This is a genomic window from Lacibacter sp. H375, from assembly GCF_037892425.1.
In the GTDB taxonomy this organism is placed as follows: domain Bacteria; phylum Bacteroidota; class Bacteroidia; order Chitinophagales; family Chitinophagaceae; genus Lacibacter.
In genome coordinates, this window is record NZ_JBBKTT010000001.1 from 1,235,451 (window position 1) to 1,248,171 (window position 12,721).

Genomic DNA, 12,721 nt, shown 5'->3' on the forward strand with positions numbered 1-12,721 from the left:
TTGTTTCTATTTGGTTTATTTAAAAATAGTTTGCTTTCAACTTCAATCCTGTTGTTTCGTCAAGACCAAACAACAGGTTCATGTTTTGTACCGCTTGTCCGCTTGCTCCTTTTAATAAGTTATCCGCTGCTGAATGAACAACAAGCATGTCAGCAACTTTCTCTAATTGAATAAGGCACTTGTTTGTATTCACTACTTGCTTTAAGAAAACAGCTTCTTTAATGATATGGGTAAATGCAGCGTCTGCATAAAAATCTTCATAGAGTTTGTTGAGCTCATCCAGGCTCTTTTCACATTTCAATTGTGAACTGATAAAAATACCTCTGGTGAAATCACCACGCCATGGAACAAAGTTCACAGCAATATCGCTGTTGGGTTGTAACTGCAACAATGATTCGCCGATCTCGCCGAGATGCTGATGCGTTAATGTTTTATATGCCTGGATATTATTTGCTCTCCAACTGAAGTGTGAAGTAGCAGCAAGACTTTGTCCTGCTCCAGTACTACCGGTGATGCCGGTTGTGTAGACATCTTTCAGCAAACCTGCTTTTGCTAACGGCAATAAACCAAGTTGCAATGTTGTAGCAAAGCAACCGGGGTTAGCTATGTTGTTTGCGGTTATGATTTGCTTTTTGTTCAATTCAGGTAAACCGTAAACAAACTTGCGGTTACCAATCGTTGAACTGTTTGCCAAACGAAAATCGTTAGCCAAGTCAATTACTTTGATCTTTTCATCGATTGTATTCTCAGCTAAGAATTTTTTTGATTCGCCATGACCAAGACACAAGAACAATACATCTACATCATTCGATAATTCACCGGTGAATTTGATTTCTGTTTCACCAACGAGATCCTGGTGTACTTTATAAACAGGCTCACCTGCATTGCTTCTGCTGTGAATAAACGATAACTGTGCGGAAGGATGATTGATCAACAAACGGATCAACTCGCCACCTGTATAACCTGCTCCGCCAATGATTCCAACTTTGATCTGCATGACTATTATTTTTCATTTTCTGCCTGTACAGAAGTCCAGATAGAAGTTTGATTGCCGAATATTTTTGAGAAGCCTCTCACATCATCACCTGTAAAGCCGGTGTTCATTTCGCCATATTTACCAAACTTGCTGCTCATAAGATCGTATTTGCTGTCGATACCAATTACCTGGAAACGGTAAGGCATTAGTTGTACAAACACATCGCCTGTTACGTTTTGCTGACTGCTGATGAAATACGCCTCAATATCACGCATCACGGGATCAAGAATTTGTCCTTCGTGCATCCAGTTACCGTAGAATTGTGCAAGTGTATCTTTCCATTGCAATTGCCATTTGGTAAGTACATGCTTTTCTAATGCATGATGTGCTTTCAGGATCACCATTGGAGCAGCTGCTTCAAAACCCACACGACCTTTAATACCAATGATGGTATCACCCACATGAATATCTCTTGCAATACCGTATGCACCTGCAATAGATTGTAAATGATTGATGGCATCAACAGGATGATCGAACTTCTGATCGTTCACCGCTTTCAGCTCACCTTTTTCGAAATGAAGTTTTACTTCTTCACTTCCGGTTTTAGTTACTTGTGTAGGCCATGCTTCTTCCGGCAACATGCCTTTGCTGTTGAGCGTTTCTTTACCACCAATGCTTGTTCCCCACAATCCTTTATTAATTGAATACGCAGCTTTTTCAAAATTCATTTCTACTCCTTTGCTCTTGAGGTAAGAAATTTCCTCCTCACGACTAAGCTTCATATCACGAATGGGAGTGATGATCTCAACACCGGGAATCATGATGTGGAAGATCATATCGAAACGCACCTGGTCGTTACCTGCACCGGTGCTGCCGTGTGCTACTGCATCAGCATTTAATTTCTTTGCATGTTCAGCAATATGCAAGGCCTGGCTCAAACGCTCGGCACTTACACTTAACGGGTATGTATTATTCTTCAAACAGTTTCCGAATACGAGGAACTTAATGATGCGTTCGTAATAACCTTTAACTGCATCAACAGTTGTGTGTGATTTTACACCAAGCTTGTAAGCATGTGCTTCGATCCTTTTTAATTCTTCTTCACTGAAACCTCCGGTGTTTACAATGACCGAATGAATTTCGTAACCTTTTTCATCACTGAGATATTTGGCGCAGTAAGTAGTATCCAATCCACCACTAAAGCCGAGTACAATTTTTTTGTTTGCCATTGCTGAATAGAATTATTGAACGTACAAGTGAGTGACACAACAACAGATCAACTATGAACCGTTGCCGGAAACACCCAACTTATAAATGAAAAAAATATTGTAAGAATCTTTTTGCCTTGCTTTCACCACCGCTTCCTTTATCATCTTTGTCTTTACGCAGGAATGGTTTTAATAATTTCCATTCTTTGAAACGCAACAAACGTTCAAAGCCTTTTTTATTTTCTTCGAAGTATTGTTTTGTTTCTTCAGGCTCGTAATGATCTTTAGGATCGTAAAGCATAGCCGTGCACATACAGTTTTTGCGCTCTTTACTGGTGAGGATATCAAAGTTCACACAGCTCCTGCAACCACTCCAGAATTCTTCATCCTGCGTTAACTCACTATAAGTAACAGGTTCGTAACCGAGGTCAGAATTAATTTTCATTACAGCAAGGCCGGTGGTTAAACCAAAGATCTTTGCTTCAGGATATAATTGTCTTGATAATTTGAAGATGCGTTCTTTGATTTGTTTGGCGACACCGCTCTTTCTGAACGCAGGTGAAACAATTAATCCGCTGTTGGCAACAAACGCACCGTGGCTCCATGTTTCAATGTAACAGAAACCAACCCATGTGCCATCTTTTGTGAGAGCAATTACAGCTTTGCCTTCGCTCATTTTATTCGCCACATATTCGGGACTACGCTTGGCAATACCTGTGCCTCTTGCTTTGGCACTTTGCTCCATTTCGTTGGTGATTGTTTCAGAATAGTGAGTATCGCCACTATTGGCTACACGTATAATAATTTCCTGATTGTCCATGATTGTAAATGCTTAACAAAACCGGGATGACCAATCCTAAGAGTATTACCGGGAGGTTGTTCACTGACAGGGGCCGTGGTGAAGGGCTCGTCCTATCAGACGATGCGTCGAGGTCGTGGGGAAAATACATAGAAGTTAGAAGTGCTGTTGTTGGCACTTACTTCAATTGTGTGATATGTATTTGCGTTTGTCAATTGCTTAATAAAATTGAGGAACAAAAGTAATTGATATAATTATATGATGCACATAAAATTTTGGTAAAGATTTAAGAACGATAGTTAGTGAAACGAGCGACACTCAAGCACTTATGCGTTTTGCTTCGTTCTGCTTTTTGATAAATGAAATGATGAGTCCGCTGATGATGATGCAAACAATGCCCAATAACGAAACACTGTCGGGAAAAGCATCGCCTAACATCATACCAATAAAGATGCTGAAGATGATGCCCGCATAGCTGATGGCAGAAACAACGCCTGCTTTATCTGCACCGTATGCTTTGGTAACGAAGTACTGACCAAACAATGCTGATGTGCCCATGAGTATAACAGGAAACCATTCGGCTTGCTGAGGCCAGCGCCAGTTGATGAAAAGAACTTCATCGGCTGGTAATTGCAGCAGGTAACGAAGCAATGTAAAGAGTAAAGGCGCAAGCACACCTGTGAGTACAAAAGAGAGTACGATCACTCGTGTATCATAATATTTCGTTAGTCGACCAACTGTTAGGTAAGCTATTGCCGACAGAATGCCGCTCAACAATCCTGCAAGATGATAATACCAGGGAAAATGAATATTGGGTTTGTAGATGAGCAACATTCCTGCAAAGCCAAGCAACACTGCCAGTAACACCCATCTGCCTTCGTATTCTCTAAATAAGAGAAATGAGAAGAGTGCAATAAACAAAGCAGAAGTAAGATTATAACTCATAGCCGTTCCCAATGGCAAATGCAGAATACAATAGAGTAACATGTAAACTGCTGAAGTGCCCATTAGTCCACGAAAGATGAGCCGGAGAAGTTTGCCACCTGTTTGTTCAGGTGCACGATTGATCAAACTGATGGTTATAAATAATAATCCAATGCTGTTTCGCCAGAACACCAACTGTCCTGCATTAAAACTTCCTTTCAACGCTTTAGCAGCACCGCCCATGATGGAAAATCCCAATGCTGCCAGCAACATGAAAAAAATGCCACGATATGTTGGAGAGATGTTCAATGTTAATTGCCAACATTCTTGTTTGCTCTCGGCACCAGGTAAATTTCTTTCTGTCTTCCGCCGATATAACGGAAACCATTCTCATCAAAATAACCATCCTGCTCCAGCATAATGCGTATGCTCTTTTTCCATTCGGGAATATCTGTTGCTGCGTTTAACTCAATGCTGTAAGCCGTTCTGTAATTCATTGGGAAATCGCCTGAACCCGGCACTCCGCCTTGTTGATCCCATAAACCAATGGTTGGACCAGCTGCATGTCCGTGAAAACCTAACGGATGTGTGTAGATGGTTGCTGCAATATTTTCTTTCTTTGCTTGTGCCAATGCATCAGCAAGGATCTGGTTTCCTGTTTTATCTTTCTTGAATTGTGATGTAAGAATATCTTGTAAACGATTTGCTTTTGCAAATGCATCACGAATAGATTTTGGCACTTCTGTTTCTCCCGGCTTTAATACATAAGCATGTTCCTGCACATCGGTATTCAATCGCAGATAAGTTATACCAATATCAACATGTAAAAGATCGCCCGGTTGAATCACATCATCTTTTGGACGATTGGAAAAACTCCGCAAGTGTTCAAAGCTTTCCGGATCGTTCCGTTGAACTGATACGGAAGGATGAAACCATGTGCTGTAGCCCATGCTTCTGATCTTTTCACGGAACCACCATACTACATCATCAGTTGTTGTAACACCAGGCGTAATTACTTTTTCAGAAAATCCTTCCTCAATAATTTTTCTTGTTTCATACACAAGTTGCGGATAGATCTGCATCTCACGTTCTGTTCTTGTTTCTAACCAATTAACAGCAAGCGTTTCTGCACTCACCACTTTTGATTTGAAAGCGGCAGGTAACTTTTGCATCATCTCGTTGTAATCTGTTACATCCATTCCATCTGCATGACCAAAATGAGTGGAGGTGTTGATGCCGATCTTATTTGGATTTCTTGTTGTGATGATGTTCATCAATGCATCCCACTGATTGGGAAATTTCTGCAAATCCCATTCAGCTTTGATGTTCTCACCTACATTGTAACGGGCAATGGCGAGTTTTTCAAAAACTTTCTTTTCAGGATTATTATAAAATACAATGATGGTTCTGCGGCGTGCAGAGATCCAGGTTGAAGGAAGCATGGTGCGTATAACAGGATCTTCATTGTACTCTCTTGAAACAATCACCCATAAATCAATACCATTGCGTTCCATTAATACCGGTAACAGGTTGTTGAAACGATCGGCAAGAATTTCATCGATGACTTTCGCCTGCTCACGCATGGGAAGCACTTGCGCATGACTAAAACAAACAGACGTAAGTATAAGAAGGAGTAAAAAATATTTTTTCATACATTTTATTTACGTGTTCGAATGTACGAAAGCCGAAAAGTATTACCTGTGTAAGAAAATGAGTAGAAAAAAGTTTGTGGAATGAATTTTTACATTATTTTAGCAAACCTTTTAAAAGAAAAAGGTCACCTGTAGAAACAGCTGACCGTTAACGATTGCTTGCCATATAAAAAAATAGTTCTGTATCTTTATCGACCACTTTAAGTGGTTTGATTCTTGGCCGTTTACGATGCTTCCCCTTTAACGATTGCCTGCCATATACTTTTTAAGCCCGAATCCGAGACAAAAATAATCTTGTTGTTTTTGTGCTTCAAATCAAATAACGGGTCTTTTTATGACGTCAAAGTCGGGGAAAGACAGTGAAACACAGACAGGACAAGGGTTTCAGGAAAAAAAAACATTATGGCCAACAGGTTTTCAGATACATTATTTCAATTAGTTCACTCCCTCGAAAAAGCCGAGAAACGACATTTTAAACTCTACATCAAGCGTAGTTCTTCAAAAGAAGACCTTAAGATCATCCAGCTTTTTGATGCATTAGACAAAATGCAAGAGTATGATGAACATGTTTTGCTGCGCAAGCTCACTGATAACAGTAAAACAAAACTCGCCAACCTTAAAACACATTTGTACAAAGAATTATTGGCCAGTTTACGTTTATTGAAAACAGGCGAGAATGTGGATCTGCAATTAAGTGAACACTTAGACAATGCCCGCTTACTTTATAATAAAGGATTAAAGCAACAAGCATTACGCATCATTGAAAAAGCAAAAGAACTTGCACGTGTTAATCAAAAAATGAACACGCTTGTACAGTTGATCTCTCTTGAAAAGAAAATTGAAACACTTCATATTACACGTAGTTCTACTGATAAGACAGAGATGATGGCTGAAGAAGCGTTTCAGATCAGCAGTCATATTGATCGTGTAACACGTTTATCAAATCTTGCATTGTTGTTGTATCGCTGGTATGTATTGAACGGACATGCACGCAATGAAGAAGATGAAATTGATATCAAAGCGTTCTTCAAAAGTTATTTGCCGAAAGATCTTTCTCTCATTAATGGTTTCTATGAAGAATTGTATCTCTACCAGAGTTATTGCTGGTATGCATTTATACGTCAGGACTTTTTGATGTACTACAGGTATGCAGAAAAATGGGTGAACCTGTATAGGACAGAGCCACATTTGAAAAATATTGAAACAGGACATTACATCAAAGGAATGCAGGCATTGTTGAATGCACATTTCGATTTGCGTAACTTCAAAAAGTTTGAGGAAACGCTGAAAGAGTTTGAAGCCTATGAAAGAACGCCGGAAGCACAAATGCACGACAACTTCCGCACACATACTTCCATTTACATTAACAGCTCACGTGTAAATGGTCATTTAATGAAAGGCACTTTTAAAGAAGGTCTGAAACTTGTGCCTCTTATTGAAGAGAAGCTGAGTGAATATTCCCTGTTTGTTGATCAGCACCGCATTCTTGTGTTCAACTATAAAATTGCATCGTTGTATTTTGGAAATGGCGATTATGAAAAAGCTATTGACTATCTGCACCGCATTATCAACGGACCAATGGATATGCGTATCGATCTTCAATGTTATTCACGTTTGATGCATTTGCTGAGTCATTACGAATTGGGTAATTATGAAATTCTTGATTCGCTCAGTAAATCGGTGCACCGTTTCATGGAAAAGATGAAAAACCTTACTACAGTTGAAGAAGCTGTCTTCAAATTCCTGAAGACGAGCTTTACGCAATCGCCTGATAAAATTAAAAAGGCATTGGAAAAATTATTGCAGGACATCAAGCACCTCGAGAAGAACCGTTTTCAAACAAGATCATTCGCTTATCTCGATATCATTTCCTGGGCTGAAAGTAAGGTGTATAATAAAACGATGGAACAGGTGGTGAATGGAAAGTATAAAGCCAGCAGGCGTAAATAAGTTTTCTGGTGAGCCACCCTTGTATACATGCAGGTGACTCACCGCTGAATCATATCTTCATCAATCGCTCAACTGCCTGTTGTAATGTTCTGTTTTGTTTACTGAAACAAAAACGCACCACTTTATCATCTTTGTGATTATGATAAAAAGCAGAGAGTGGAATGGTGGCAACACCCGCTTCTTTTGTTAATCGAATTGCCAAATCTTTATCCGCTTCATCACTTATGCGGCCATAGCTTGCACAAACAAAATAACTGCCGCTTGTATTCAGCAAATCAAACTTCGTCTGCTTCATCAGCTCAATAAAATAATCACGCTTCTGTTGCATGAAACGTGGTAGTGATAAATAAGCATCTTTATTCTTCAGATATTCGGCCAATGCAACCTGTGCAGGAGTAAAGCAACTGAAGCAATTAAACTGGTGTACTTTCCTGAACTCTTTTGTAAAAGCAGCAGGTGCAATACAGTAGCCCAGCTTCCAACCCGTGCAGTGGTATGTTTTACCAAATGAAAAGTTTACAAAGCTGCGTTCAAATAACTCAGGATATTTCAACATGCTTTCATGTGGAAGGTCATCATAGATCAAATGTTCATACACCTCATCACTTACAATAAAAATATTGGTATTGGCAACAACAGATTTTAATTCGGCAATATCATTTTTATCTAACACACTTCCGGTTGGGTTATGCGGCGAGTTGATGAGAATTGCTTTTGTTTTTGCGGTAATGGATGCACGCACCAACTCCCAATCAATTTTATAATCAGGATAAGTTAGTGGAAGCGGAACTGCTTTTGCTCCATTGATCTCGATGTTTGGAATATAACTGTCGTAAGCTGGCTCAAACAAAATCACCTCATCGCCGTGTTGCAATATGGTGGTTAACGATGAGTAAATAGCATAGGTACCACCGGGAGTAATGGTAATCTCCGTATCTGGATTCACTTTTGTTTTATATAAGAACTCAACTTTTTCTGCAATGCTCTCCCGCAAACCAATCAACCCTGGCATTGGTGCATATTGATTATGCCCGTTCTTCATTGCTTCAGCAACTTTAGCTGTCAACTCTTCACTCATGGGATAATCAGGGAATCCCTGTCCGAGATTCACAGCCTTGTGTTCTGTTGCCAATGCACTCATCACAGTAAAAATGGTAGTGCCAACATTGGGAAGTTTGCTTTTGATCTGCATACATACAAAGTAAAGAAGATCAATTGTGTTGGTAACGAATTATTCTGCAGAACTCTTTTTTCCGCCAATAACTTACAGTTGTTAAACGGTTAAATACTTATCTTTCTTTTTCTAAATATTAATAACGATGAATGCACGCCGAAAGTTTCTGCAACAATCTACCCTTCTTGCAGCAGGAGGTTTACTGATTCCTGCGTTTGAATCCAACGCATTTTCAATTTTCAAGAGTAATGTTTCTCCTTCCGACCAGGTAAACATTGGCGCTATTGGTATTAAAGGAATGGGATGGGCCAACGTAATGGCTGCATTAAAAATTCCCGGAGTAAATCTTGTTGCCGTTTGCGATGTTGACAGGCCTGTTATCGATAAACGGCTTGATGAACTGAGCAAAAAAAATGTAAATATTTCCAACATAAAAATATATGGTGATTACCGGAAGATGCTTGAGCAGAAGGATGTTGATGCGGTCATAATCGGTACACCGGATCACTGGCATGCACTCATGATGATTCATGCATGCGAAGCCGGAAAAGATGTGTATGTTGAAAAGCCGGTTGGCAATTCAATTGTTGAATGTACCAGAATGGTGGCGGCTCAAAAACGTTATAACAAAATTGTACAGGCAGGGCAATGGCAACGTAGTCAGCAACATTTTAAAGATGCTGTTGATTTTGTACACAGCGGACAGTTGGGAAATATCCGTACAGCGAAAGTGTGGTGTTACCAGGGATGGATGAAACCAGGCCCGGTTGTTCCTGATTCTGCACCGCCTGAAGGTGTAGATTATAAACAGTGGCTTGGTCCTGCTAAAATAAGACCGTTTAACAGCAGCCGCTTTCATTTTAATTTCAGATGGTTTTGGGATTATGCAGGAGGATTGATGACCGACTGGGGTGTGCACTTGTTAGACTATGCATTGATCGGCATGAAAGCAGATCTGCCGATCAGCATTGCAGGACTTGGCGGAAAATTTGCCTACCCCGATTTGTATGAAGAAACCCCTGATACATTAACTACGCTGTATGAATTTGATAAATTCAACATGGTGTGGGATTCTGCTATGGGTATTGATAACGGATCTTACGGAAGAGATCATGGCATTGCTTTTATCGGCAATAATGGAACACTTATTTTAAATCGTGGTGGTTGGGAAGTAATTGAAGAAAGACAAAGTAAAAATAAAGTGATCATGCCTTTCCAAAAATCTTCAGATAACGGACTTGATAAACATTTTGTGAATTTTATTGCGGCCGTAAAGTCACGCAAGGCGGAGGATTTAAACTGTTCGATACAGGCGGGGGCGCATGTAGCTACCGTAGCACAAATGGGAAATATTTCGTTCCGTAGCGGAAAAAAATTATTGTGGAATAAAGCCAAAGGGGCGTTTACTGATGAAGCAATAAATAAACAATACTTATTGAAGGAATATCATAACGGCTATCAACTTCCGAAAGTTTAGTTGATTTGTGTTAGGCTGTTAGGCTTGTGTTTCCCATACTGCAACATTATACTCACTCACCCGTCTAACTGACAAGTGACTAACAGCAACAGGAATATTCCGGCAGATAAGGAACTGGTACAGCAGGTGCTGGATGGCAATCTGCCTGCTTATGGCCAGCTTATCCGGCAAACGGAAAGGCTGGTAGCACAGATCGTATTTAAAATGATCAGCAACGTTGAAGACCGAAAAGACATTGTCCAGGATATTTATTTGAAAATCCACAGTAAACTTCCTTCCTTCAACTTTCAATCGAAACTTACTACCTGGGTTGCACAGGTGAGTTACAACACCTGTCTTGATTATTTGCGAAAGAAAAAACTTCTCCTCCCGGGCGATGGAACCGAAGTAAATGAAACCGAAAATGACGGATGGTTTGCCAATAAATTTTTTGCCGGTTCTCCAGCGGTTGCTGTTGATTCAATGATTCACAAAAAAAACTTAGCAGTTATTTTAAAAACAGCCATCAGCAAACTGCCTCCAGTGTATAATACCCTCATCAGTTTATATCATCAGGAAGAAATGAGTTATGAGGAGATCGGGCAAATAACCGGTTTGCCGGATGGAACAGTAAAAAACTACCTGTTCCGTGCAAGAAAAATGCTGAAGAATGAACTTTTAATTACTTATAAAAAAGATGATTTATGAATACAAAACATCTTACCGATGATGAACTGCAGCAATATGCTTTGAACAGTGCAGACGATAATTCAACCATTGCTGAACATCTACATTTCTGTGAAGATTGCAAATCGGCAGTTGAAACCTATCGCTTATTATTTACAAGCATCAGCGAACAGGAGGTTCCTGCTTTTGAGTTTGATGTTTCAGAGCTGGTAGTAATGCAGTTGCAGCCTCAGTCAAAAACAAAATTGCTGCCGGAAGACTTCTTCATTTACCTGTTTTCATTTGCAATGATCGTTATAACAGGTGTAATGCTATATTTCTTCAGGAGGTATATGATTGAACTCTTCAGTGGTGCAGGCAATTTTGTTGTGTATTTAACGGTATCGTCTGTAACAGTTCTGCTGGTTTTTCTTTGTATTGATCAGTATAAAACTTATCAGCAAAAAATGAAAGCTATTGACTTCTATTAAAAAGACTGCAACATAAATACGACTTATCCGTCTCATCATTTATAAATAAAATCTAAAATGAAAAAAACAGTTACAACAGCAGCATTAATTTTTACAGCCCTCTTTGCAAATGCCCAGGGTGGAGATTCTTTTAATGGAGAAGTTTTCAGAACCATTTCTGTGATTTTTGTTGTGATCCTGTTCATGGTTTTCATTGTAAATGTGTTGAAAATTTTTCTTGAAAACCGTATGAAACATAAAATCATCGATAAGGGTGTATCTGAAAGTGCCGCTTCTTCACTTTTGCAAACAACACCAAAAAACGATCAGCTTACCACTATAAAATGGGTTTGCATCTTAGCAGGCATTGGCGGTGGCTTAATGATTGTAAATTATACCCAGCCGTTAGGCATTCATTCGCTGGCAACAATGGCATTCAGTATTTCTGTGAGCTTTTTAGCGTATTACTTTTTTGCCAAGCAGAGCAGTAAGTAAGCAAAAATTTAAGTGGCAAAGCTCAATGAAGGTTTACACATCAAGTCATTAATCAGCAATATTTACTGATCTTCTATCGCTAAAAGTTTACTTGGTTTTCTTCTTCCCCTTCACCAATTCATACGAATGATCGATCCATTCACGAATAAGTTTTGACGGAACAGTGCCATCAACAAAAATGGTGTTCCAGTGTTTCTTGTTCATGTGCCAACCTGGTAATACGCAATTGTATTGCTCCCTTAATTCAATGGCCAGGTCAGGATCGCATTTTACATTGAAGCGGAGTTCTTCTGTATCGAGCGGAAGCAATAGAAATGCTTTGTTGTTTACTTTAAATACAATCACATCCGGGCCAAACGGAAGGGTTTCTTCAGCATCGGGTTTCGACAGGCAGTAATCACGAATGGTTTCAATATTCATACGCTGATCTTAAGAAAGTTGCTGCAACGAAATTATTTCTTTTGTTGTCAACTGTATATGAAACATCCTTTTCTTATCATCCTTGCTTCTCTTAGCCTGTTTGTTTCCTGCAAAAAGAAATCAGAACAGGGCTATCAATGCAAAGCAGACCTGGTTTGTCCGGCAGTTGTTTGTATAGCTTATTGGAGTAATCTGCATTTCACTATTACTGATAAAGCAACAGGAAGAGATTTGTTGTTTGGTTCAAATCCTTCGTTGACTGTGGCTGATATAAAATTATACAAGAAGCAAAATTCACCTTACACACAGGTGTCTGTTCATCTTGATAATATCCAAAAACGCTTATTCACAATGCAGGCGGCTGATACCATGGCTTTACAAATTAAAGATGAGCCGCTTCAATACCTTTTAGTGAAAAAGTTTTGTGCTGATGAATGTTGTGCACGCAATGCAGTAGAAATAGTGCAGGAAGGAAAACTATTGATCGCCAATGAACAAAAGTTGATACGCTTCCGCTATTAGTTTGTTATT

General features: G+C 39.5%; 13 protein-coding genes. 6 read left to right on the top strand and 7 right to left on the bottom strand.

What is annotated here, in order from left to right; all coding sequences use genetic code 11:
* Window positions 1–19: 19 nt before the first annotated feature.
* From argC to WG954_RS05385, 5 genes are all read right to left on the bottom strand, one after another.
* Window positions 20–997 (bottom strand): N-acetyl-gamma-glutamyl-phosphate reductase, encoded by a 978-nt coding sequence (gene argC / locus WG954_RS05365; RefSeq protein WP_340434354.1) that lies wholly within the window; start codon window positions 995–997, stop codon window positions 20–22.
* Between the two features lie 5 nt (window positions 998–1,002).
* Window positions 1,003–2,205 carry an argininosuccinate synthase gene (argG, locus tag WG954_RS05370; RefSeq protein WP_340434356.1) on the bottom strand — a complete coding sequence of 401 codons (1,203 nt, stop codon included), beginning with the start codon at window positions 2,203–2,205 and terminating at the stop codon, window positions 1,003–1,005.
* A gap of 79 nt (window positions 2,206–2,284) precedes the next feature.
* Window positions 2,285–3,004 (bottom strand): GNAT family N-acetyltransferase, encoded by a 720-nt coding sequence (locus WG954_RS05375; protein ID WP_340434357.1) that lies wholly within the window; start codon window positions 3,002–3,004, stop codon window positions 2,285–2,287.
* Between the two features lie 297 nt (window positions 3,005–3,301).
* Entirely contained in the window at window positions 3,302–4,216 is a 915-nt protein-coding gene (locus WG954_RS05380) for a DMT family transporter (RefSeq protein ID WP_340434360.1), read from the bottom strand.
* Window positions 4,217–4,218: 2 nt separating this feature from the next.
* Window positions 4,219–5,559: a M24 family metallopeptidase gene (locus tag WG954_RS05385; RefSeq protein ID WP_340434361.1), complete on the bottom strand. Its 1,341-nt coding sequence runs from the start codon at window positions 5,557–5,559 to the stop codon at window positions 4,219–4,221.
* 402 nt (window positions 5,560–5,961) lie between these two features.
* On the opposite strand from WG954_RS05385, the gene WG954_RS05390 reads away from it, so the two are divergent.
* Window positions 5,962–7,509, top strand: a complete 1,548-nt coding sequence (locus WG954_RS05390; RefSeq protein ID WP_340434363.1) for a hypothetical protein — start codon at window positions 5,962–5,964, stop codon at window positions 7,507–7,509.
* 49 nt (window positions 7,510–7,558) lie between these two features.
* Here the strand turns inward: WG954_RS05390 and WG954_RS05395 are convergent, their stop codons facing one another.
* Window positions 7,559–8,701 (bottom strand): methionine aminotransferase, encoded by a 1,143-nt coding sequence (locus WG954_RS05395; protein ID WP_340434365.1) that lies wholly within the window; start codon window positions 8,699–8,701, stop codon window positions 7,559–7,561.
* A gap of 127 nt (window positions 8,702–8,828) precedes the next feature.
* On the opposite strand from WG954_RS05395, the gene WG954_RS05400 reads away from it, so the two are divergent.
* The 4 genes from WG954_RS05400 (at window position 8,829) to WG954_RS05415 (ending at window position 11,770) form a co-directional block, all read left to right on the top strand.
* Complete coding sequence (locus WG954_RS05400; protein ID WP_340434368.1) at window positions 8,829–10,160, top strand: Gfo/Idh/MocA family protein; 1,332 nt, start codon at window positions 8,829–8,831, stop codon at window positions 10,158–10,160.
* A 75-nt stretch (window positions 10,161–10,235) separates the two neighbouring features.
* Window positions 10,236–10,847 (top strand): RNA polymerase sigma factor, encoded by a 612-nt coding sequence (locus tag WG954_RS05405; protein WP_340434370.1) that lies wholly within the window; start codon window positions 10,236–10,238, stop codon window positions 10,845–10,847.
* A complete protein-coding gene (locus WG954_RS05410) occupies window positions 10,844–11,296 on the top strand; it encodes a hypothetical protein (RefSeq protein WP_340434372.1) in 453 nt (150 codons plus the stop codon). The genes WG954_RS05405 and WG954_RS05410 overlap by 4 nt, the downstream gene beginning before the upstream one ends.
* A 57-nt stretch (window positions 11,297–11,353) precedes the next feature.
* On the top strand, window positions 11,354–11,770 hold the full coding sequence (locus WG954_RS05415) for a hypothetical protein (protein WP_340434374.1): 417 nt from the start codon (window positions 11,354–11,356) through the stop codon (window positions 11,768–11,770).
* A gap of 87 nt (window positions 11,771–11,857) precedes the next feature.
* On the opposite strand, the gene WG954_RS05420 is transcribed toward WG954_RS05415, so the two are convergent.
* Window positions 11,858–12,190, bottom strand: a complete 333-nt coding sequence (locus tag WG954_RS05420; protein WP_340434376.1) for an MmcQ/YjbR family DNA-binding protein — start codon at window positions 12,188–12,190, stop codon at window positions 11,858–11,860.
* A gap of 57 nt (window positions 12,191–12,247) precedes the next feature.
* On the opposite strand from WG954_RS05420, the gene WG954_RS05425 reads away from it, so the two are divergent.
* Window positions 12,248–12,712 carry a hypothetical protein gene (locus tag WG954_RS05425; RefSeq protein WP_340434378.1) on the top strand — a complete coding sequence of 155 codons (465 nt, stop codon included), beginning with the start codon at window positions 12,248–12,250 and terminating at the stop codon, window positions 12,710–12,712.
* The last annotated feature ends 9 nt before the right edge of the window (window positions 12,713–12,721 follow it).